The following is a 21,748-nucleotide window of genomic DNA, read 5'->3' as shown; positions in this document are numbered from 1 at the left end:
AGCGGGGTCCTACCCGATTCTACTTCTTCTTGTATTCCACTATATCCGCTTCGCCGGCTGTGACTCTCTTCCCTGCCTTCAGGACTTCGCACGCTTCCTCAGTTGTAAATACTATGATGATGTCGGCTGACGGTACCTTTGCCTTTATCGCTTCAAGGTCGAACCTTGCAATAAGGTCTCCCTTCTTCACACTCTGTCCCTCTGTCACGACCTTCTCGAAGCCTTCTCCGTTCAGGGCAACAGTGTCCACGCCTATGTGCACGAGAAGCTCAATCCCGTCAGGGCTTTTGAGTCCCAAAGCATGTCCGGTTGGAAATATCATTGCGACAGTTCCGTCGATTGGTGAGAATATGTCTCCGGTCTCGGGCGTGACGATAAATCCGTCCCCCATCATCCTGGATGCGAATACCTGGTCAGGAACCTCCGTTATTGATTTCAAAACACCTGCTGCCGGTGACACGATTTCTGTCTTCTGTTTCTTGAATAGCTTGAACATTTGGATACTCCTCCTGCCTTGATAACAGATTTTTGCCGTTAAGGAAAATATACCACAAAAACCTCGAAATATCACCACGACTGAAGATCCAGTTCCTGACCTTGCTGACAGAAAAATTCTCAAGGATCATGGGAAAATCGAAAATCAGCCCCTGAAAAATGGTTTGCAAAAGTTCATGTAAACGTATTGACGGGAGTTTATAGTTGGTGTATATTGTTATCGAAACTTGTACGTACAAGTCATTATTCAGGGAGGTCAAATATGGGAAAGTACACTGAAGAATCGAAAAGGATGCTTGAACTGATCGGCGGAAGGGAGAACATCACTGCCGTTTCCCACTGCGTCACAAGATTGAGATTCGTGCTGAAGGATCCTCCGAAGGCTGACATCAAGGGAATCGAGGCTCTTAAGAGCGTAAAGGGGAGCTTTACCCAGGCAGGCCAGTTCCAGGTAATAATCGGCAACGATGTAGCCAACTTCTACAATGACTTTACTGCAGTATCCGGAATCGAAGGAGTGTCAAAGGACGCAGTCAAGCAGGAAGCGAAGTCTAACATGAGCCTGCTCCAGAGGACACTTGCCAACCTTGCCGAGATATTCGCACCGCTCATCCCTGCACTTGTCGTCGGAGGTCTCATACTCGGATTCAGGAACCTTATCGATGCCGTGCCCCTTCTTGAGGGAGGTACAAAGACAATAACATCGGTATCACAGTTCTGGGCTGGAGTAAACCACTTCCTCTGGCTTATAGGTGAAGCGATATTCCATTATCTGCCTGTCGGAATCACATGGTCCATTGCAAAGAAGTTCGGAACCACTCAGATACTCGGTATAGTTTTAGGTATTACTCTTGTTTCACCGCAGCTTCTTAACGCATACGGAGTGGCCGGCGCCAAGGATATCCCTTTCTGGGACTTTGGATTTGCGCAGGTTAACATGATCGGATACCAGGCACAGGTAATCCCGGCAATGCTTGCAGGTTTTACGCTGGTGTTCCTTGAAAAGAAGATCAAGAAGATAGTCCCTGACTATTTGTCAATGATACTTGTACCCTTCTTCGCCCTTGTCCCTACAGTGCTCCTCGCACATACTGTTCTCGGACCGATAGGCTGGAAGGTAGGAAGCTTCATCTCAGACATAGTCTATTCAGGACTTACTTCAGCATTCGGATGGCTGTTCGCTGGACTTTTCGGCTTCGCATATGCACCGCTAGTAATTACAGGACTGCACCATATGACCAATGCCATCGACCTTCAGCTGATGTCAGAGTTCGGGGGAACCAACCTCTGGCCGATGATAGCAATTTCAAATATCGCACAGGGCTCCGCAGTCCTTGCCATAATATACATGCACAGAGGGAACAAGGATGAGGAGGCCGTATCAATACCAGCCGCCATATCCTGCTACATGGGTGTAACGGAGCCTGCGATGTTCGGTATCAACATCAAGTATGTGTATCCGTTCCTTGCGGCCATGATTGGGTCTGCGATTGCAGCGGTCCTTTCGGTAAGCACCGGTGTAATGGCGAACTCCATAGGAGTAGGTGGGCTTCCCGGGATACTTTCCATACAGGGACCGTACATGGGAATATTCGCAATATGCATGGTGATCGCCATTGTAGTACCATTCACGCTCACAGTCTTCTTTGAGAAAAAGGGCGTACTTGCAGGCAGGACCATAACTCTCAGATAACCATCAGCTAACAAAGGAGAATTGCCATGGAAAGCTTAAAGAAAAAGGTCATTTACCAGATTTACGTCAAATCCTTCATGGACTCAAATGGTGACGGAAAGGGTGACATCGCAGGAATCACAATGAAGCTGGACTACCTCAAGCGTCTTGGCGCTGACTGTCTCTGGCTCACTCCTGTCTTTGTTTCGCCAATGAATGACAACGGCTATGATGTGGCAGACTACTACAGGATAGACCCGTCCTTCGGAACCATGGAGGACCTCGAGCTGCTTATAGCCGAAGCCAAAATGAGAGGTCTCGGCATAATGCTCGACATGGTATTCAACCACACCTCCACAGAACATGAATGGTTCCGCAAGGCAATGGCAGGGGACCCAAAATACAAGGATTACTACATATTCAGGAAGGGCCGTGGGGCCCTTCCTCCAACCAACTGGGTGTCAAAATTCGGAGGGAGCGCATGGGAACCGGTTGACGGATCTGACGAATACTACCTTCATCTTTTTGACAGGACCCAGGCTGACCTGAACTGGGAAAACAAGGACCTCAGGAAAGAACTTTTCGATGTTGTGAATTTCTGGATCAAAAAGGGAGTCGTCGGTTTCAGGTTCGATGTCGTGAACCTTATCTCAAAGCCGGAAACATTTGAAGATGACCATCTGGGTGACGGAAGAAGGTTCTATACGGACGGTCCAAGGATCCATGAATATCTAAAGGAACTCGCAGGGAACACCTTCGGAAGGCATCAGGGCATGATCACCGTAGGTGAGATGTCATCGACCTCCATCGGCAGCTGTGTACGTTATTCAAATCCTCTCGAAGAGGAACTCAGCATGGTCTTCAACTTCCACCACCTCAAGGTGGATTATGAAGCCGGTGACAAGTGGACACTAAAGGAATTCGACTTCATGGAGCTCAAGAGGATCTTTAACGACTGGCAGACCGGAATGGAAAATGAAGACGGCTGGATGGCGCTCTTCTACAACAACCATGACCAGCCGAGGTCAGTCTCCCGTTTCGGTAGCGATACCAGATATCATAAGGAATCTGCCAAGATGCTCGCAACATCCATACATCTGATGCGGGGCACACCCTATATATACCAGGGTGAGGAATTCGGTATGCCGAATGCATACTTTGAGGACATATCAGAATACAGGGACGTTGAAAGCATCAACTACCATGACATACTGAAGTCAAATGGAATGCCTGAGGCTGAAATACTTGAGGTCCTCAGGGCAAAATCAAGGGACAACGGCAGGACTCCAGTCCTCTGGGATGATTCAGATGGCCACGGCTTTACTTCAGAAGTACCATGGCTGCCATTTGCAAAGGTTTCAGGTATCAGCGCCGAATCTGACATTGCGTCCACTGATTCAATATTCAGCCATTACAGGAAACTTATAGCTCTCAGAAAAGAATACGATGTCATATCAGATGGGACCTTCAGGATGACAGACATGGAAAACAGTCACCTAATTAGCTACATAAGGTGCAAGGGAAACGTCAGTCTTCTCGTAGTCAACAACTTCTACGAAGATGAGACAGCGCTTGACCTAAGCAAGGTGCTTGATGAGACGGACCTTGACTTCAGGAAGTGCACGCAGGAATCAGTTCTCATCTCGAACTACGGTGATCTCACAAAGTCTGATGACATGATAATAATAAGGCCTTATGAGTCTTTTGCCTTATATGTTGAGGATAAGCATTCTGCGTGCTAAAATGATTCTTGGTGATTGAAATGGCAAAATACTCAAATCTTTATTATACGCTTCATTCCATGATAAAAGACGGTACCCTAAAGTCAGGTGATAAGCTGCCTTCAGAAAATGAGCTTATGGCGGAGTATGGGATCTCCAGGGATACTGTGCGCAAATCCCTGCAGCTCTTGCTTGAGAATGGCTTCATTACGAAGATACGTGGAAAAGGTTCATTCGTTACTGAGCTCATGAAGTTCGAATTCCCTGTAGCAGGTCTTATCAGCTTCAAGGAGCTTTCATCAAGCAAGGTCATCGGGGAATCGAAGACAAAGGTAATAAGCCTCAGGTCGTGCAAAGGGAATCCCGTTATACGGGAAAAGCTTGGCATTGGTAACGATGAGGAAATCTGGGCGGTAACAAGGGTAAGGACCATTGATGGCAGGCGAGTGATCCTTGACAAGGACCATTTCCTGAAGAGCCTGGTAGGGAAACTCACAATTGAAATCTGTGAAGATTCGATATACGAATATCTTGAAAATGAGCTGGGACTGAAAATAGGCTATGCCCACAAGGAAATTGTGATTGAACGTGCTACGGAAGAGGATGAGAAGAACCTTGACCTCATGGGCTTCGATGTCGTTGCAGTGGTAAACACTTTAGTCTATCTCCAGAACGGGACACTCCTTCAATACACACAGTCAAGGCATTGCGCTGACAAGTTCAGGTTTGTCGATATCGCAAGAAGACATCCCTGAATCCAGGATAATATGGAGCAAGTCCGAAGCACTGGTCAAGCTGACCGGCTACGGACTTGTTTCATTTTACTTTAATCTAGTTATATGAGACCCATCAGGGGGAATGCCAGGAATACGCCGCATATCACCACTCCGCCAAGCAAAAGTGTTATTATGCAGTAACCCATGATATCCCTTGCTGAAAGTCCAGCGATTCCAAGTGCCGGAAGCGCCCAGAAAGGCTGTATCATGTTTGTCCACGCATCGCCCCAGGCTATTGACATTGCTGTGACGTTAGGTGTCACTCCAAGAGCCTGTCCTGCAGGCATCATTATAGGAGCCTGTACTGCCCACTGGCCGCCGCCCGAAGGAACGAAGAAGTTGACTATTCCTGCAGAGAGGAATGAGAATAACGGGAATGTGGTTGCTGTCGAGATACTGACAAATGCGTTGGATATGACTGAAGCGAGGGACACTGCTGTCGCTGCATTTGCACCAGTCATCATGCCCATGATCCCGGCATAGAATGGGAACTGGAGAATGATTCCAGCTGAGGATTTTGCTGAGTCTTCAATGGCATCAATGTACCTTCTTATATTCCCATGGAACAGGAGTCCAAGTGTAAGGAATATGAGGTTTACCAGATTCAGGTCAAGGTTGAATCCCTTGGTAGCAAATGTGTAAACTATGAAGGCAGTTGCAAGGCCAATTGTGAGTATCCAGAGAATCTTTGAATTTTCAAGCTTTTCAGCAGGAGTCTTGATCACATAGGTCTTAACCTCTGCATCAACAAGAAGCTTTGGATCAACAGTTACAGTGTTTTCCTTCGATGGTATCATTGCATAGCAGACAAGCGGAATACCAATCAGAAGAATGACTATTATTGCAATGTTGAAGCTTGAGAATATTGTCTGAGATGTTGGTATTGCTGCTGTTATAGCTCCGGCAGTCTGTGCCTTGAGCGCATCAGGTGATCCGCCTGCGAGAGTCAGAGGAATCGATCCTGAGAATCCTCCGTGCCAGATAAGGAATCCTGAGTATGCTGTTGCTATAAGAAGCCTGTAGTCAAGGCCCTTTACGGCCCTTGCCATCTCTCTTGCAAGCAGCGCGCCTACAACCAGACCGAATCCCCAGTTCAGGAGACATGCGAAGGTTGAAACGAATCCGGTTATAAGGATGGCCTGTGCAGGGTTCTTCGCCATTGAAGCTATCTTGACCAGAATCCTCTTTATTACCGGAGCTTTGGCCATTGCGCTTCCAAGTACCAGAACGAGTACCATCTGCATTGAAAATGCCAGCAGCGACCATACTCCCTTACCCCAATGGTTGACCATTGCGATCGGAGTCTGGCCAGTCATGAATATACCTGCAACGAATGTGATGATTGTCAGGATGATGGCGAACAGGAATGCATCGGGCAGGTACTTGTTGACGAGTGCGACGCAGGCGTTGGTGAATTTCTTGAACATTTTTCTCCTCCTTGCATTACTAATATTGCATGGCTTATCAGGCCAAATGCTTCAATATCTTGAAAATTTACAAATGAGTTCTTAAACAGCTGTTCAAAATTTAACATGCATTTACAGAATTAGGGAAAGCTTTTCCAAAAACATAGTATCACACCTCCTGAATATATCTCAAAGTGCAAATATATGGTCACACCTACTTAAATCTATTTATTATTGATAGTTTTAAAGTATTTATATGCCCAATTCTAATATTGTTTAAATTATCTGTTAATTTACTGTAATATGTGTATTTTTTCACATAAAATACTTTTTTTCTCCTAATTCGCTCCGTTCCCGGAAAGAGCCATTCCTAAACCTTCCTGACCATGTGATTTTGGACTGATAGCTTCAAGGTTACTTTTCCATAAAAAAAGCTCCGGACATAATCCGGAGCAATATGGCTAAAGCATGAGCCGGAGAGCTGCCAATGCAGTCATTCCGATCACTATGTACTTGAAAGTCTTTTCACTGACCCTTTTAATCATGAACACCCCAAGCAAAGCACCGCCGACTATGAACGGTAGCATGTACAGGGTGTATCTTGCTGTCTCGAGGGTTATTGTCTTCCATACGAATACGTGGAATGGGAACTTGACGATATTTACCACAAAGAAGAACCAGGCAGCTGTTCCTATGAACCTGTTCTTGGTGAAGCCCATAGAAAGCATGTATACGCTGAATATGGGACTGGCTGCATTGCCTACCATCGAGGCGAAGCCGTTGACTACTCCTGTTGCTCCATGGAAAAGCACTCCGCTTGGTATCCTTGCATTCTTTCCTATTGTTTCCATGTATATGAGAAGCACAAGGCAGAAGATCACAGTCATTCCAATAAGGAATTTGAACTGTGCATCGTTAAGGTAGCTGCCTACCGCAACCCCAAGCAATACTCCCGCTATCGCAGGTGGTAGGACCTTAAGAAGGTCCTTGAGCTTACCGTATCTGCCGTAGTTGTATACTCCGAACAGGTCAGCTACCATAAGCATCGTAAGCATTATTCCTGCAGACAGCTTTCCACCGAAGCTGTATGCCACAAGGGCTACCGCTGGAAGTGTGGCGCCAGATACCGCTGTCTTCGAGAAGCCTGTAAGCATTGCTGCCAGCATCAGCATTAATAGTTCCATCAAATCAAGTCCAAGCATCTTATTCCTCCAATCACCATTTCCCGCTACATCTCGATCTTGTATTTTGCCATCTTCTTGTAAAGTGCAGTCCTGTGTATTCCAAGCTTTTCAGCTGCCTCGGTCTTGTTGCCGTTTGATTTCTTGATGGCGTTTATTATCGCTTCAGTTTCAGCCTTCTCAACTATTTCGCTGATTGGTGAAATGTCCTGAAGCCCGAGCCCCTTGTTCTTCTTCTGCAGCCTTTCAGGAAGGCTTGACGGGAATATGATCCTGTTGGTTGACAAGGTCAGCGCCCTTTCAAGGACATTCCTCAGTTCCCTGACATTTCCCGGCCAGCTGTAGTTCATGAGCAGGGTCAACGTCTTGTCATCAAGCGTCTTCCTTCCGATCTTGAATTCCTTCTCAAGTCCCCTCAATAGGTCCTCTGCAAGGATCGGTATGTCATCCAGCCTCTCCCTAAGGGGAGGTATGTCTATTGTGACAACGTTCAGCCTGTAGTAGAGGTCCTTCCTGAACTTTCCGGTCCTGACATTCTCCTCGAGATTTTCATTTGTTGCCGCGATTATCCTCGCATCGAGTGAAATGGTCTTGTTTCCTCCAACCGGCTCGAATTCCCTTGCCTCAAGGACCCTCAGCAGCTTGACCTGCATATCGAGCGGCATTGTTCCTATCTCATCCAGGAAGATGGTTCCGCCTTCAGCGAGGTGGAATTTTCCCAGCTTCCCCTTCCTCTTAGCCCCTGAGAATGCTCCTTCCTCGTATCCGAAGAGCTCAGATTCCAAAAGCTCCTTTGGAATCGCTGAACAGTTTATAGGAACAAACGGTCCGTTCTTCCTGTAGCTGGCACTGTGGATCGCATGGGCGAAAACTTCCTTTCCCGTTCCGCTTTCACCTGTGATAAGGACAGTAGAGTTCGACTCTGCAGCCATCTCACCTACCTTCTTCAGGTACAGCATCTTCGGATTGACCGTATTTATGGTGTTGAAGGAGAACCTTGTCCCCTCTATCCTTTCAATTTCACCCTTATACTTGTTTATCTTCGACTGAAGGTCGAGGAGCTGATGGGCAAGCTCCTTGACTTCGCTGATGTCCTTGAAGAGTACTGTTCCGACAGCTCCTATCACCTTGCCATTCTTCTTTATCGGAATCCTGTTGGTTATCATGTCATGCCCCTGTAACCGCTGTACATCCCTGATTTCCTTCTCACCAGTCTTTACGACAATATGCATCCTCGTATTCTCAAGCACATCGCGGACATCCTTCCCGACAGCTTCCTCCTCAGTGATGCCAAGAAGCTTCTCATAGTTGATCTTGACTATCCTGCCCTCCTTGTCTACAAGTACATATCCCTCATAGGCGTATGTCAGGATATCCTCCAGCATCACCAGGCTCTCCTTCAGGAGTTCAAGCTGCCTGTACTCTTCTTCATCTGTTTTATCCAAATACTCAATATCCATGAGAACCTCCATTGATATAATATTAACATTTAGTAAACTTTTGTGTATATTCCAGCTTTTCGTTCATTTTACTGGATTATTCAGTTTGACTTTAAAAACCAGTGTACCTGAAATTATACAGTATTTCTCAACATGTATCCATATGGCTACATTAAAAAAGTGCATAAATCACAACGTTTTCATTCATTTTGTTAGGGTTCAGCACGGTTTCAAAATAATCCTAACATGGAGTGTCCCCAATTGGATACACAAAACCCAATTTGCAGATTTTGGCGAACAATTCTTTTTGATCTGTCAAAACCCGCCCATTTCAACGCTTTGCAGGTTTCCAGAAGTATTTCAGGCTTTTGGCATGGATTTTGCTATTAAGAAAATGAAACCAAAAGTTATAGGAGGTTTAATAAATGAGAGAAGTAGTAATCGTAAGTGCTGTAAGGACTCCACTCGGAGCTTTCGGAGGAAAGTTCAAGGAAGTTTCAGCAGTAGCCCTTGGAACAGCGGCGGTAAAGGGTGCCCTTGAAAAGGCCGGAGTCAAGCCTGAACTTGTTGATGAAGTCATATTCGGAAACGTTCTTGGTGCAGGTCTTGGACAGAATGTGGCAAGACAGGTATCCATACATGCAGGAATTCCGATCGAGGTTCCTTCATTCACAGTCAACAAGGTCTGCGGATCAGGCCTCAAGGCCGTTGCACTGGCGGCACAGGCGATAATTGCAGGAGATGCTGACATAATCGTTGCTGGCGGAACCGAGAACATGTCACAGGCTCCATATCTCCTCAAGACCTCAAGATGGGGAATGAGGATGGGCGATGCAGCTGTAGAGGACTACATGGTCAAGGACGGCCTTACTGATGTATTCAACGGCTACCACATGGGAGTTACCGCTGAGAACATAGTGGACCAGTGGAACTTCACCAGGGAAGGCCAGGACCAGTTTGCCACTACAAGCCAGAACAGGGCTGAGGCTGCAATAAAGGCAGGAAAGTTCGTTGACGAGATAGTTCCTGTAGTTATCCCTCAGAGAAAGGGAGACCCTGTAGTTGTAGACACTGACGAATATCCTAAGTTCGGCACAACCTACGAAGGACTTTCAAAGCTCAAACCGGCATTCAAGAAGGATGGAACAGTTACAGCCGCTTCATCATCAGGAATCAACGACGGAGCTGCTGCCCTTGTTGTAATGAGCAAGGAGAAGGCAGACGAGCTCGGACTTACAGCTCTTGTAACCATCAGGTCATATGCTTCAGCAGGAGTAGACCCGAAGATAATGGGAACAGGCCCGATACCTGCAGTAAGGAAAGCTCTTGCAAAGGGTGGAATGACGGTCGCGGACCTTGACCTCATTGAAGCCAATGAAGCCTTTGCTGCACAGGCCATGTCTGTAATGCACGACCTCGAACTCGACCCGGAGAAGACAAATGTCAATGGCGGAGCCATAGCGCTTGGTCACCCGATCGGAGCATCAGGAGCAAGGATACTTGTCACTCTGATACACGAGATGGCAAAGAGAGAAGAGGCCAAGACCGGACTTGCGACTCTTTGCATAGGCGGCGGACAAGGTACTGCTGTCATAGTATCCAAATAGGCTACAGGAGGAAAACAGATGAATAAGATAGTCACTATAGAAGAGGCAATCAGCCATGTCAAAGACGGCTCCGTAATAATGGTTGGGGGATTCCTTGCTGGCGGATCACCTGAAAAGCTTATCGATGCTCTTGTAGCAAAGGGAGTCAAGGACCTTACGCTCATCTGCAATGACACCGCTTTCGTTGACAAGGGTGTTGGCAAGATGGTAGTAGCGAAGATGTTCAAGAAGGTCATAGTAAGCCATATCGGAACAAACCCTGAGACAGGAAGACAGATGATAGCAAATGAAACAGAGGTAGACCTCGTGCCGCAGGGAACACTTGCTGAGAGGATCAGGTCAGCAGGAGCAGGTCTTGGCGGATTCCTCACACCTACCGGAGTAGGGACAATAGTCGAGGAAGGCAAGGAAAAGATGGTCATCAATGGAATGGAGTATCTTCTTGAGCTACCCCTCAAGGCAGATGTTGCACTCGTATACGCAGACAAGGCTGACAAGTTCGGAAACCTGGTATATGCAGGCTCGAAGAGCAACTTCAATCCAATAATGGCTACAGCTGCAGACATCACGATTGCTGAAGTCGGAGAAGTAGTTGAGATTGGTGAGATCAACCAGGTCGACGTGAAGACTCCAGGCATATTCGTGACTTACATCGTCAACGGAGGGAAGAACTAATGGACAAGAACGAAATCAAAAATTTTATTGCCAGAAGAGTGGCAAAGGAGCTCAAGGACGGAGACGTCGTCAACCTTGGAATCGGTCTTCCCACTGCAGTAGCTAACTTCGTTCCGGAAGGCATCACAGTTACATTCCAGTCAGAGAACGGCTTCCTCGGACTCGGCCCTGCACCTGAGGCCGGCAAAGAGGATCCGTCAGTATTCAACGCAGGCGGAATGCCTGTTACGATACTTCCTCACGGATCGTTCTTCGATTCAGCTACATCATTTGGAATCATCAGAGGCGGCCATGTGGACATGACAGTTCTCGGTGCGCTTCAGGTCGATGAGAAGGGTAACCTTGCCAACTGGATGATACCTGGCAAGATGATACCTGGGATGGGCGGAGCAATGGACCTCGTAGTAGGAGCCAAGAAGGTTGTAGTGGCAATGGAGCATACCCAGAAGGGCGCCCACAAGATACTTCAGCAGTGCACTCTTCCGCTCACTGCAGCAGGACAGGTCAACGAGATAATCACAGAAATGGCTGTAATAAAGGTAACTCCAGCTGGACTCGTCCTTGACGATTTCAACGAGGAATATACTATCGAAGAAGTTCAGGCTGCAACTGGCGCCGAGCTTATCATATCAGAGGCAGCGCAGGCAAAGGCAGACAGCCTGAAGAAATAACCTTGTAGCCCAGGCTGCATACTTCCTGCAAGATGCATACCTGATATAGCACAGGGACCTGAGAAGCCAACTACAAATAAACCTCTTATTTTACTGTTGGAGGGGAGCCGCCTTGATCGTTCAGGGCGGCTCCTTCCATTCAACAAGCACCTGCAAGAGACAATCAGGAATCCATGAAATCCAGACTCCTTGAGTATGCAAATATTCCAAGGGAGCGAAAAAGAGGCAGGGTCTCCGATTACGGGGTCCCTGCCTCTCTTGAATTGTCATCTTTTTGGATTATGCCTTAAGTGTCTTGGCAAGCCTCAGGATGTTATCCACAGTGAAAGTGAGGTTTTCAACACTCTTGTACCTGCTTGTCTCGAATGCTTCGGGAAGCCTGTTGATGGTGAATATTGCTGAGACGCCCACTTCATAGGCCTCTTCGATGCCATTGTCGGCACCTCCTGCTACAACTACCACAGGAACGCCCTTCTTCTTTGCCCTTCTTGCGACTCCGATTACAACCTTGCCCCTGAGACTCTGGAAATCTATTTTTCCCTCGCCGGTGAATATGGCATCGGCTCCCTCGATTACCTCGCTGAAGTTTACAGTGTCAAGGACTGTCTCTATACCCATCTGAAGCTTTGAGCCGAAGAACGCTATCATTCCCGCACCCATTGCTCCTGCTGCTCCGGTTCCCGGTACTGTTGAAAGGTCCATTCCCAGGTCCTTGTTTATGACCTCTGCCAGATGCTTTATCCCTTCATCAAGGAAAAGTACCATTTCAGGATCAGCGCCCTTCTGAGGTCCGAACACATGGGCTGCGCCTGTCTTTCCATACATAGGGTTATCAATGTCACACATTGTAACGATCTCAATACCATCAAGCGCCGTAGTCTTCTCGGAAAGGTCTATCCTTGCTATTTCATGGGTAGTTCCGCCTGTAGGTATGAACTTCTCACCCTTTTCATTATAGAAGTTTACTCCTATGGCAGCGGCAGCTCCGCAGCCGCCATCGTTTGTGCTGCTCCCTCCAAGTCCTACGACTATCTTGCTTACACCGCGATTTGCGGCATCAAGTATAAGCTGTCCAACTCCATAGGTTGTGGTCTTCCTCGGGTCGCGCCTGTCTTCAACGAGCGGAAGTCCTGCACAGGCAGCCATTTCAATTACAGCTGTCCTTCCTTCATCGATTATCCCATAGAACGATTCCATGTCCTCGAAATATGGATTCTTTACAGTGAGATGAACCTTCTCGCCGCCAAGTGCTGTAAGGAAACAGTCTACGCTTCCCTCTCCCCCGTCAGCTACTGGTATCGAAACAACTTCACAGCCTGGAAAATGCTCTTCAACCCTTCCCCCGATGATTTCACAGATCTTTGCAGAGCTTAAAGTACCTTTGAATGAATCCGGTATGAGTACTACTTTCTTCATGTTATCCCCCTTGTATGTTGTTTAGGAGCCTTTGGGCTTTGCCCAAGGCTCCTCTTCATTATAATACTATGACTGATACTCCGTCAGGAATTACAGTGATTTTCGCATCGGATTTCCCGAGAATCTCATCTGCCTTCCTTATGGCCTCTTCGATTGAATGTGCAGGTATCATGTGGAGGTCCTCCACTATGTTGTCCGGTGCTTCTGATACGTATACGACCTTGAAGTTCTTGAGTATCCTAGCGAATATCTGTGACTGCCACTGGTCAGGTATGGTATCTTCGCTTGGTGTCGCAAGGAATTCAGCCATCATCTTGCTTACATCCTGCTCTTCGCTGAAGGATTTGTAGAATCCTTCGCCGCCGTGTCCATCGTTGGACTTTGCCGCGATGATGATCACTCCGCCTTCATTGAGGGTAGCTTCAGCTGCAGTCATTCCCTTTACAGCCTGATATATGTTCTGGTCCAGTGGATATCCTGCATTCGTTGTTATGGCTATGTCTGCAGGGATCCTTGATACCTTGCACTGGCTGTTGAGGAAATTCCTTCCTTCGATATGAGCCAGGTCGCAGTCTCCCGCTACAGCAAATATGGCCTCCTTGTCAGAGTTGATAACAACATTGACTATGAAGTCGAGCCTTGCTGCCCTTGCCGCATACAGCATATCCCTGTGAATCGGGTTGCCGTCGACAATTCCTGTCCTTGACCTGTCGCTGTCGATGAAGGTTGCGTTATGGTTGAACATTACAGTCTTCCTGCTGGCTATTCCAGGAAGAACGCTCTTTCTGCCGCCTGAGTAGCCTGCGAAGAAATGCGGTTCGATGAAGCCTTCGGAAACAAGAAGGTCCGCCTCTACGGCAAGCCTGTTTATGATGAGCTCACCGCCCGATGGAAGTGTCCCGATGTTTACGAGCATGCTCTCATCGTCGCAGTCATGGACATATATCTTTTCTGAAGCCATTATCTCAGGACCGAATTTTGAAAGAAGCTCAGCCTCCGTAGTTCCTCTGTGGCATCCTGTGGAAATGAGTATGGTGATGTCGGCATCAGGATTGCCCTTCCTGATTTCCTCAAGCATCAGGGGCATTATCACCTTGCTTGGAACAGGTCTTGTATGGTCGCTGGCGATTACTACGACCTTTTTCTTACCCTTTGCAATTTCCCTGAGCCTTGGCGTACCGATCGGATTCTCCATTGCCTTCCTTACAATCTCCACCTGGGTCTCAGCCGGCTTGTAGTGATGCATGTCAGAAACCAGTATGCCGGCTACCCTTTCGTCAGGTATCTCAGCTTCAAGATATCCCTGGCCGTAAGGTAATTTTATGTTAGTCATTGATATTTCCTCCTTTGATGGGATCAGGCCGGTAAGGGATGTACCCTCGGTTACCTTCTATGCAGCCTGAGCCTTTGCAGCAATCTTAGCCTTCTCCCTCTTGTCCATGTAGTTCACGAACATCGGGCAGAGTATCGCTGTCACTATTATAGCCGCAGCTATCTGTACTGTCGCCTGTGCCGATATTGCTGCAAGGCTTGGGTCAACAGCCGCAAGTGCCGCAGGTGTTGCTACCGCATTTCCTGCAGTGGTTCCTATTGCGACGCCTACCTGAGGGTGCTTTGCCTTGAGCAGCTTCATTGTAAAGTATCCGCCGATACCTGTGATCAGCGTACAGGCAACTCCAAGCACAATTCCGGGAAGTCCTGCCTGGACTATCTGTCCGAAGTTAAGTGCAGCTCCCAGCGGGAAAGCAAAGAATGGTATGAGTATGGTAGTACCCTTGTCTAGGAAAGCTCTCAGCTCTTCGTCAAGGTTACCAAGTATGAAGCCTATGAGTATCGGAACTATTGTCGCAACAAGTGCTATTATCGGAACTGTAGCTATGCCTGTTATTCCGAACGCCAGCATTGTGAAGAATGGTCCGTCATTAAGTGACAGTATTGATATGGCTCCAACATCAGTGGAATCGCCATACTCTCCAGCAAGAGCCGCATACAGGCCTCCATTGGAATTGGTGATCGCGGCAACGAATGCCAGCGGAGAAATTGCAAGCACTCCTGCAGGTCCGAAGATTGAGTTGATAAGAACTCCGAATGCAGCACCTATCACAAACTTTGTGACAGTCAACGCGATTCCCTTGGCAAGCGGGGCTCCCGCCTGTTTAACATTTATCTGCGCTCCGTTGCAGAAAAGGAATACTGCCAGTATCGGAAGTGCTCCTGTCTTGAATAGGTGTGTCGTGAAACCTCCTATCTGAAGCAGGCTTGGGAAGAATGTGTTGATTGCAGCTCCCAGTAGCAGCGGAACTACCATGAGTCCTCCGGGGATCCTTCTAATGGTCTTTAGTATTTGCATGTTGACCTCCTGAAAATTTATTGTTGATCAGTTCGATAATATATTAGCAATTAGCGTGCCAAGTGTTAAATCCCTTGAAATGCTTTACTTTTTGACCAAAGATCATATCCACACGTGCTAAATCGGTTGCATATTGCAAAATAAATGATGCATTATGCAACGTTAGTTGCCAAATGCATCATAACCAATCTTAACCATCTTCCCTTTTGATCTTCCTCCATAGGGTGGACCTGTTAATACCAAGTATTCTGGAGGCTTCTCCGATATTTCCCGATGATGATTCCAGAACCTTTTCAATGTATTTTATCTCAAGAGTCTTGAGGTCAAGTCCTTTCCTTGCGATTTCAAGAATCGGGTCATCTGATCCCCCATTGCCCTCATCATTTTTTATAGAGCCATTTGTGATGATCTCTTCATTCAGAAGATCGAAGGACCCGAGGATCACACTCCTCTCCACAATATTCTCAAGCTCCCTGATGTTCCCCTCGTAGGTCCTGTTCATGAGGATCTCCCTTATCCTCGCTGTGATCTCTGGTGGTTTCTTGCTGTATATCTTAGCATACTTACCTACAAAATGCTCCGCGAGGACAGGGATGTCCTCCTTCCTTCTCGAAAGTGGCGGGAGCCTCAATGTCAGAACATTAATCCTGAAGAACAGGTCCTTCCTGAATTCTTCGTTATCCGCCATCTTCTTCAGATACTTGTTTGATGCTGTGACAATCCTGACATCAACGGGAATAAGCTTACCTCCGCCTATCCTCATCACCTGTTTCTCCTGAAGAACCCTCAGCAGTCTCCCCTGAAGCTCCAGAGGTATCTCACTGATCTCATCAAGGAAGAGTGTCCCGTTATGGGCAAGCTCAAACACTCCTGGTTTCCCCTTCTTTCTCGCACCTGTGAAGGAACCTTCCTCATAGCCGAAGAATTCGCTCTCTATGAGGTTCGGAGGTATCGCCGCGCAGTTAACCGCTACGAACGGCCCGTTCTTTCTTGAGCCTTCGTTGTGCATACTCTGGCAGAGAAGCTCCTTTCCGACACCTGATTCACCGCAGACATGGACTGGAGTGTCGTACCTGGAGTATTCCCTGGCTATTTCGATGACTTCCTTCATAGCCTTGCTCCTGCATATGATATCGGAGAATTGGTATCTTGCCGTGAACCCATTATCGACAAGGCTTCTCCTTACCTTCTGCTCCAGGCTCTGGAGCTCTGTTACCTCCTGGAATGTGGCAACAGCTCCCGCAGCCTCGTTGTTTACAATTATTGGGGCCCTGTTGCAGGTTATCCTTGTATCTCCTACGCTTGCAAGCTCCCCGGTCTGAACATCCCCGGTTATCATCGTGTATGGAAGGAGCGTTCCAGGTATTGCCTTGTCAACCTTCCTTCCGATGACATCCCGGCTAGCAAGCCCGTATATCCTTTCGGCGGTCCTGTTGAAGACAGTGACAAGCTCATTTGAATCAATGGCGACTATCCCGTCCCTCACGAAGTCTGCCATTGTGGAAATCTGCTCAGCCCTGAAAAGCTCGTCCTTCGTGGCCTTTTGGATCCTTCTTGCCTCCTGAATGGCAGAAAGTATGGACTCCTTCTGGGAATGGATGACTATGCCCCTGCAGTTAAGCCCCTCGGCAATCCTGATTATATTGGCATCGCCGATATATGTCTTTATCCCCTTGTTCTTGTAGCCCTCGATGATGCTGTGTATGTCTCCTTCACTGGTGATCTCGACCTTCACCACCTTGTTCGGGATCAGCTTCTTCAGGATGTCAAAGCCATAGACCACATTTGTATAACCGGCGACTCCTACAACCTCATCGGCGTCACCAATCCTGTCGAAGCTCTCAAGTACGTCGAAGGCGCTGACCTTGATCTCAACCACAGGGATCGACAGGTCTGCCTGCAGCAGCTTGTAGGTCCCGCCTCTTGTGACGATGATCTTCGCCCCGTCCTTCACTAGCTCCCTGGCTATCACAAGCCCTTCGCCCATGTTTCCGAGTACAACATCGACATTGCTGTAGTTCCTCTCCTTTACGAGCTGCACAGCCTTGTCATATATGTCCTTTATCGGTGCAAGCACCACTATGTCCTTCATTAACTAACCCCCATCTATATATACACCTTCAACAAGCCGGAAGGTCCGGAGTCGGCAGTCGCCGCACCATACCCTGCCCTATTTATCGAAAGCTCCCTCTCGAAACCGAATTTTTCAGCGATATCCATAATTATGGCGGAACCGGTCGGGGTAGCCATCTCACCAGTCATTCCAGTGGAATAGTAAGGGGCGCCTTCAAGCAGGATCCTTGTCATCGGAGCGGGAATATCCATGTCACCCTTCCAGAGTCTGATCTTTCCTGACCCGACCTGTATCGGTGTCGATACTACGCTGTCGACTCCAAAATATTCAAGGCCGGATACTGCTCCAATGATATCTATAAGCGTATCAACCAATGCTTCTCCCTTATATGTGAGTGAAGACAGGGAACATCCATGGGCACGGGCCTTCGCCTTGACCATGCTGTCAAATATCCTTGCTGTTTGATTTTTTACCGTATCCTCAAGTCCGCTTCTAATTATCATGGCCATGACCTCAGAGTATGATTTCACACCCAGCTTTCTTTCAGCCTCTTTGGAGACTTCCGTGTTGAAGTAGGTCGCCGTTCCACCGGGAAGCGACAGTTTCCTTATATCGAGACCAAAGCTCCATTCCGGAAGCACCCTGATTACCATGTCTTCAAGATACCCTGCCGGCATCCCCATATCGAGGAATGCCCCAGTCACCATATTCCCGCTGATTCCGCAGGTGCAGTCAAAATATGCAGCTCCCATGAGACACCTCCACCAAGATTCAAGTTTTAGTCTAATTTTAACATGTCATCATACCTTAATAACATAATTGACACATTATCCTGTTTTATTTATAATGAATCTTGACAAGGTTGTAAAGTATTTTGTCAATTACTGCCCAAGGATAGGTGTGATGACATTGAGAGTGGCAATCATAGACGGACAGGGCGGAGGACTCGGAAAAAGCATAATCGAGCGGATACGGAAGCTGCATCCTGACAAATTCGAGATAATAGCCCTTGGAACGAATTCAATGGCTACCACGGGCATGAAGAGGTCCGGGGCGGATGTCGGGGCGACAGGTGAAAACGCCATTCTGGTAAACGCACCCAAGATGGATGCGATAATGGGACCGATGGCAATCGTCATTCCTAACTCGATAATGGGAGAGATAACTCCGGCAATGGCACAGGCAATCGGCAACAGCCCGGCGCTCAAGATACTTATCCCTCTCAACAGGTGCAATGTTGAGATACCCGGTACCAGAGACCTTAACATCAATGAATTACTGGACTTCTCAGTAGACGAACTTCTGAGACATTACAACGCCACGAAGGCATGACCGCCTTTTCGTGGCGTTATTTATTTTAGGAGGAAGAAAATGAGGACTAACACAAGATCACTTACACTATCAGCACTTTTCATAGCACTTGGAATCCTTGTACCGCAGGTATTCCATCTATTCGGAGGAACCGGCCCGGTATTCCTGCCGATGCACATACCAGTACTACTGGCTGGCTTCATCATAGGCGGAAGGTATGCTGCAATCACCGGATTTGCAGCTGTGATACTCAGCTCGCTTCTCACCGGAATGCCCCAGCCTCCTGTACTTTACTTCATGCTGGTCGAAGTCACAGTCTACGGATTTGCCGCAGGCTTATTCTACAGGAAGATGAAGCTGAACGCATTCATTTCTCTGATTCTTGCGATGCTTACTGGAAGGGCCGCATTGGCTATTACAGTATTCTCTCTGCAGCCCCTTCTCGGTTTGAAGCTGTCACCTGCTGTGTACATGACAGGTGCAATAATTAACGGGATACCCGGAATCGCAATTCAGCTCCTGCTGATTCCATTCCTGGTCCTATCCCTCGAAAAGGCAGGTGTGCATTTCAGTGAACGCAAGGCTGGCTAAGGAGCTTCTCGAGACGCATGAGGCAGCATGCATAATATTAAGGGATGGCGAGATCATCTTCACCCATGTTGGAATCGGGGTAAAGCCACTTTTAGCATTCATGGAAAAGCCCATCGATGAAAGATCCGGAAACCTTACACTCGTGGACAAGGTAATAGGAAAAGCAGCACTGCTTATGGCAGTCAAGCTTGGTATCAGGAACATTTACACCCCTTTGGTCAGCGAAGAGGCTCTGGATGCAGCCAAGGTCCACGGCGTCAGGATCGATGCTTTGGAGACCGTCCCATACATAATAAACAGGACAAATGACGGGAAATGTCCTCTGGAGCAGTCCGTAACCGGAGTATATGACCCAGAGGAAGCCTTTGTTAAAATAAAGCAGGCTATCTCAGAATTGATGAAAAATACTGTAACATTATAGTAAACTATATGAATTTATTGTAAATGGTATGGGGAGTTTTGTTTCTTATTGGAGCAAATCCCCTGTCCTTTATGATGCCCTAAAAGCCCGAAATCGCTTGATTTTTCAAATAAATCTCGCAATTTCGGGCTTAGTTGCGTTTTTGGGGACTAAGATGGCTTGGTTAAGCCATTTGAAGCACACTATTTCAGCTCTCACCCTTCATATATCCGTAACATCTATTTGTTTTACATATACAAACTGCTCTGTTTTATATTTGTTATCAGTTTAGCAATCGTTTACAAGCTTGTCTTTTAGTATTACGCTTATGTTGAACACGTTCGGTAAGACATGACAAATCACACTATAAATTGCCCGAATTTTCAGCAGATACGACGTCAGGAGGTTCTCATGGAGCATAGGCATTCTCACAATCACCAAGGTCACTCGCACTCACGCGACCAGGGTCATACACATGACCAGTGTCATATGAGTGACCATAGCCACACAAAGCATCTGCATTCAAACGACACTATGGGAAGGATGCATGAGCATATCCACAGGGATGACAAGGAAGGACCCGCGAGCAAGGGTCCCAAGGTTCCTGTAACTGTAATAGGTGGTTTCCTGGGTTCAGGAAAGACAACGCATGTCAATCATCTGATCAGGGCATCAGATGACACAAGGGTCGATGTCATAGTAAGGGAGTTCGGTTCGATTTCCATAGATGACCTGCTTGTCCATCTTCCCAAGGAAAGGGTCCATGTGTTTCCAGGGGTTTCAATGCACCATGACCCTCAGCTGATGCTGTACGGGTTCCTTGACAGCCTGTATGAAAGGTACGGAAAGACCTTTGATTCAGTGCTGATGGAAAGCAGCGGCCTGGACAAGCCCGAGGACCTGGTTCAGCTGTTCTTCCTGGGGGATGTGGCAAAGAATTACAGGCTCGGAAGCTACATAGCCATGGTCAGCGCCGATTACGGCAGCCTGGACCTTGATGAATACAGGATAGCACGTGAGCAGGCTGCTCTTGCTGATGTTGTGATCATAAACAAGACCGACCTTGCTGATGAAGCCGAAGTCGACAAGCTTGAGGAACGCATCAGGGGAATGAACATGATGGCGAGGATCGTACGTGCTAAATTCGGAGAGGTCGATCCGAGGATGGTAACTGACATAGGCCTTCACGAACAGCTTGAAGAAGTATGCGGCAGACTAATGGAAGGAAGGAGAGCATTTGGAATGGATGACATAAGGACAATAGCGCTGACTGAAACAAGGCCCATGGACAAGGAGAAGGTAAATGCCTGGCTTCAGAACCTCTTCATGAAAGAAGGCACGAAGATGCTTAGAAGCAAGGGGTTCTTCAATTTCCAGGGCTTTGACGAAAGATTTGAATTCCAGGCAGTCAGGAAGACCTTCCATTCAAAAGCAGACAGGAAGTGGGAAGGCGGAGAAGAGCGGAAGAGTGTCATTGTTGTCATCGGAGAAGGGTTGCCGGATGAGAAACTATTGCAGGAAAGCTTCAGTGAGTGCGCATATCAAGGATAAAGGGGAGGAATGAAAATGAGTGACGGACGCGAAATCATCGACGAGACCTACAAGTTAATCAAGGGTACTGCAGAATCATTGGAGGGTTTCAAGGAAAGCTATTCTGAGGAGCATTATGCAGAGCTTCTTGAAATCATCACCGGCACTGTGGACTGGGCTAAGAAATGCAGGAACAAGGTGTGGCTCAGGTCAAAGGAAGGTACCGACCTTGCTCAGGGCTGCATGGACGCAGCCGTCGCGCTTAATGAATCACTCGGTAAGCCAGCGGCGCTTGACGGAGCCGCAAACCTCAACTACAAGCTCGAATCACTTGCTAAGATCATTGCCACGAAAGCATCTGTCATGACTTGATGGTCTCCGGAAAGACCAGAATATAAAAAGGGGGGAATCAAATTGGCATCGAAAGTATACT

General features: G+C 47.6%; 20 protein-coding genes. 11 read left to right on the top strand and 9 right to left on the bottom strand.

Annotated elements, in window-relative coordinates:
- Positions 1-19: 19 nt before the first annotated feature.
- Positions 20-496: a PTS sugar transporter subunit IIA gene (locus T472_RS04140; RefSeq protein ID WP_023386440.1), complete on the bottom strand. Its 477-nt coding sequence runs from the start codon at positions 494-496 to the stop codon at positions 20-22.
- Between the two features lie 261 nt (positions 497-757).
- Between T472_RS04140 and treP the strand changes: the two genes are divergently transcribed.
- The 3 genes from treP to treR are packed head-to-tail and all read left to right on the top strand — an operon-like array spanning position 758 to position 4,643.
- The gene (treP, locus tag T472_RS04135) at positions 758-2,188 is read left to right on the top strand and encodes a PTS system trehalose-specific EIIBC component (protein WP_023386439.1); all 1,431 of its coding nucleotides are present in this window, start codon (positions 758-760) and stop codon (positions 2,186-2,188) included.
- Positions 2,189-2,214: 26 nt separating this feature from the next.
- Positions 2,215-3,909: an alpha,alpha-phosphotrehalase gene (gene treC, locus T472_RS04130; RefSeq protein ID WP_023386438.1), complete on the top strand. Its 1,695-nt coding sequence runs from the start codon at positions 2,215-2,217 to the stop codon at positions 3,907-3,909.
- A gap of 20 nt (positions 3,910-3,929) precedes the next feature.
- A complete protein-coding gene (gene treR / locus T472_RS04125; RefSeq protein ID WP_023386437.1) occupies positions 3,930-4,643 on the top strand; it encodes a trehalose operon repressor in 714 nt (237 codons plus the stop codon).
- Between the two features lie 80 nt (positions 4,644-4,723).
- Here treR and T472_RS04120 read toward each other — a convergent pair whose 3' ends face one another.
- The 3 genes from T472_RS04120 to T472_RS04110 form a co-directional block, all read right to left on the bottom strand.
- Entirely contained in the window at positions 4,724-6,091 is a 1,368-nt protein-coding gene (locus T472_RS04120) for a short-chain fatty acid transporter (protein WP_023386436.1), read from the bottom strand.
- Between the two features lie 440 nt (positions 6,092-6,531).
- Complete coding sequence (locus T472_RS04115; protein ID WP_023386435.1) at positions 6,532-7,272, bottom strand: sulfite exporter TauE/SafE family protein; 741 nt, start codon at positions 7,270-7,272, stop codon at positions 6,532-6,534.
- A 26-nt stretch (positions 7,273-7,298) separates the two neighbouring features.
- Positions 7,299-8,711 (bottom strand): sigma-54 interaction domain-containing protein, encoded by a 1,413-nt coding sequence (locus T472_RS04110; protein WP_023863336.1) that lies wholly within the window; start codon positions 8,709-8,711, stop codon positions 7,299-7,301.
- Positions 8,712-9,115: 404 nt separating this feature from the next.
- Here T472_RS04110 and T472_RS04105 point away from each other — a divergent pair, with 404 nt between their 5' ends.
- Genes T472_RS04105 through T472_RS04095 form a run of 3 tightly spaced genes read left to right on the top strand, consistent with a single transcriptional unit; the run spans position 9,116 to position 11,643 of the window.
- Positions 9,116-10,297, top strand: coding sequence for an acetyl-CoA C-acetyltransferase (locus T472_RS04105; protein ID WP_023387413.1), 1,182 nt, complete (start codon positions 9,116-9,118; stop codon positions 10,295-10,297).
- Between the two features lie 18 nt (positions 10,298-10,315).
- Positions 10,316-10,972, top strand: coding sequence for a CoA transferase subunit A (locus T472_RS04100; protein ID WP_023387412.1), 657 nt, complete (start codon positions 10,316-10,318; stop codon positions 10,970-10,972).
- On the top strand, positions 10,972-11,643 hold the full coding sequence (locus T472_RS04095) for a 3-oxoacid CoA-transferase subunit B (protein ID WP_023387411.1): 672 nt from the start codon (positions 10,972-10,974) through the stop codon (positions 11,641-11,643). The genes T472_RS04100 and T472_RS04095 overlap by 1 nt, the downstream gene beginning before the upstream one ends.
- 279 nt (positions 11,644-11,922) lie before the next feature.
- Here T472_RS04095 and T472_RS04090 read toward each other — a convergent pair whose 3' ends face one another.
- From T472_RS04090 to larC, 5 genes are all read right to left on the bottom strand, one after another.
- On the bottom strand, positions 11,923-13,059 hold the full coding sequence (locus tag T472_RS04090; RefSeq protein ID WP_023387410.1) for a glycerate kinase family protein: 1,137 nt from the start codon (positions 13,057-13,059) through the stop codon (positions 11,923-11,925).
- A 58-nt stretch (positions 13,060-13,117) separates the two neighbouring features.
- Positions 13,118-14,392, bottom strand: a complete 1,275-nt coding sequence (gene larA / locus T472_RS04085) for a nickel-dependent lactate racemase (RefSeq protein ID WP_023387409.1) — start codon at positions 14,390-14,392, stop codon at positions 13,118-13,120.
- A gap of 57 nt (positions 14,393-14,449) precedes the next feature.
- On the bottom strand, positions 14,450-15,409 hold the full coding sequence (locus tag T472_RS04080; protein ID WP_023387408.1) for a 2-keto-3-deoxygluconate permease: 960 nt from the start codon (positions 15,407-15,409) through the stop codon (positions 14,450-14,452).
- Between the two features lie 190 nt (positions 15,410-15,599).
- Complete coding sequence (locus tag T472_RS04075) at positions 15,600-17,501, bottom strand: sigma-54-dependent Fis family transcriptional regulator (protein WP_023387407.1); 1,902 nt, start codon at positions 17,499-17,501, stop codon at positions 15,600-15,602.
- Between the two features lie 14 nt (positions 17,502-17,515).
- Entirely contained in the window at positions 17,516-18,235 is a 720-nt protein-coding gene (gene larC / locus T472_RS04070; protein WP_023387406.1) for a nickel pincer cofactor biosynthesis protein LarC, read from the bottom strand.
- A gap of 94 nt (positions 18,236-18,329) precedes the next feature.
- Here larC and T472_RS04065 point away from each other — a divergent pair, with 94 nt between their 5' ends.
- The 5 genes from T472_RS04065 (at position 18,330) to T472_RS04045 (ending at position 21,687) form a co-directional block, all read left to right on the top strand.
- Positions 18,330-18,815 carry a DUF3842 family protein gene (locus tag T472_RS04065; RefSeq protein ID WP_242864760.1) on the top strand — a complete coding sequence of 162 codons (486 nt, stop codon included), beginning with the start codon at positions 18,330-18,332 and terminating at the stop codon, positions 18,813-18,815.
- A 39-nt stretch (positions 18,816-18,854) separates the two neighbouring features.
- On the top strand, positions 18,855-19,385 hold the full coding sequence (locus T472_RS04060) for an ECF transporter S component (RefSeq protein WP_023863335.1): 531 nt from the start codon (positions 18,855-18,857) through the stop codon (positions 19,383-19,385).
- Positions 19,366-19,806 carry a DUF1893 domain-containing protein gene (locus T472_RS04055; RefSeq protein ID WP_023385209.1) on the top strand — a complete coding sequence of 147 codons (441 nt, stop codon included), beginning with the start codon at positions 19,366-19,368 and terminating at the stop codon, positions 19,804-19,806. Before T472_RS04060 ends, T472_RS04055 begins: the two co-directional genes overlap by 20 nt.
- Before the next feature lie 468 nt (positions 19,807-20,274).
- Entirely contained in the window at positions 20,275-21,336 is a 1,062-nt protein-coding gene (locus T472_RS04050; protein ID WP_160319118.1) for a CobW family GTP-binding protein, read from the top strand.
- Positions 21,337-21,351: 15 nt separating this feature from the next.
- Positions 21,352-21,687: a hypothetical protein gene (locus T472_RS04045; protein WP_023385213.1), complete on the top strand. Its 336-nt coding sequence runs from the start codon at positions 21,352-21,354 to the stop codon at positions 21,685-21,687.
- Positions 21,688-21,748 lie beyond the last annotated feature (61 nt).

It is taken from the genome of Youngiibacter fragilis 232.1, assembly GCF_000495435.3.
GTDB classification, from domain to species: Bacteria; Bacillota; Clostridia; order Clostridiales; family Clostridiaceae; genus Youngiibacter; species Youngiibacter fragilis.
The sequence above is the reverse complement of the archived record's forward strand: the minus strand, read 5'-3'. Positions and strand labels throughout refer to the sequence as shown.

What these genes read in the sequence shown, in the direction of transcription:
- T472_RS04105 (WP_023387413.1), top strand. Translation starts at nt 9,116, where the DNA reads ATGAGAGAAGTAGTAATCGTAAGTGCTGTAAGGACTCCACTCGGAGCT.
- T472_RS04120 (WP_023386436.1), bottom strand. Translation starts at nt 6,091, where the DNA reads ATGTTCAAGAAATTCACCAACGCCTGCGTCGCACTCGTCAACAAGTAC.
- T472_RS04095 (WP_023387411.1), top strand. Translation starts at nt 10,972, where the DNA reads ATGGACAAGAACGAAATCAAAAATTTTATTGCCAGAAGAGTGGCAAAG.
- T472_RS04140 (WP_023386440.1), bottom strand. Translation starts at nt 496, where the DNA reads ATGTTCAAGCTATTCAAGAAACAGAAGACAGAAATCGTGTCACCGGCA.
- T472_RS04115 (WP_023386435.1), bottom strand. Translation starts at nt 7,272, where the DNA reads ATGCTTGGACTTGATTTGATGGAACTATTAATGCTGATGCTGGCAGCA.
- larA (WP_023387409.1), bottom strand. Translation starts at nt 14,392, where the DNA reads ATGACTAACATAAAATTACCTTACGGCCAGGGATATCTTGAAGCTGAG.
- T472_RS04050 (WP_160319118.1), top strand. Translation starts at nt 20,275, where the DNA reads ATGAGTGACCATAGCCACACAAAGCATCTGCATTCAAACGACACTATG.
- T472_RS04080 (WP_023387408.1), bottom strand. Translation starts at nt 15,409, where the DNA reads ATGCAAATACTAAAGACCATTAGAAGGATCCCCGGAGGACTCATGGTA.
- treR (WP_023386437.1), top strand. Translation starts at nt 3,930, where the DNA reads ATGGCAAAATACTCAAATCTTTATTATACGCTTCATTCCATGATAAAA.
- treC (WP_023386438.1), top strand. Translation starts at nt 2,215, where the DNA reads ATGGAAAGCTTAAAGAAAAAGGTCATTTACCAGATTTACGTCAAATCC.
- T472_RS04110 (WP_023863336.1), bottom strand. Translation starts at nt 8,711, where the DNA reads ATGGATATTGAGTATTTGGATAAAACAGATGAAGAAGAGTACAGGCAG.
- T472_RS04060 (WP_023863335.1), top strand. Translation starts at nt 18,855, where the DNA reads ATGAGGACTAACACAAGATCACTTACACTATCAGCACTTTTCATAGCA.
- T472_RS04075 (WP_023387407.1), bottom strand. Translation starts at nt 17,501, where the DNA reads ATGAAGGACATAGTGGTGCTTGCACCGATAAAGGACATATATGACAAG.
- larC (WP_023387406.1), bottom strand. Translation starts at nt 18,235, where the DNA reads ATGGGAGCTGCATATTTTGACTGCACCTGCGGAATCAGCGGGAATATG.
- T472_RS04045 (WP_023385213.1), top strand. Translation starts at nt 21,352, where the DNA reads ATGAGTGACGGACGCGAAATCATCGACGAGACCTACAAGTTAATCAAG.
- T472_RS04100 (WP_023387412.1), top strand. Translation starts at nt 10,316, where the DNA reads ATGAATAAGATAGTCACTATAGAAGAGGCAATCAGCCATGTCAAAGAC.
- T472_RS04090 (WP_023387410.1), bottom strand. Translation starts at nt 13,059, where the DNA reads ATGAAGAAAGTAGTACTCATACCGGATTCATTCAAAGGTACTTTAAGC.
- treP (WP_023386439.1), top strand. Translation starts at nt 758, where the DNA reads ATGGGAAAGTACACTGAAGAATCGAAAAGGATGCTTGAACTGATCGGC.
- T472_RS04065 (WP_242864760.1), top strand. Translation starts at nt 18,330, where the DNA reads ATGAATCTTGACAAGGTTGTAAAGTATTTTGTCAATTACTGCCCAAGG.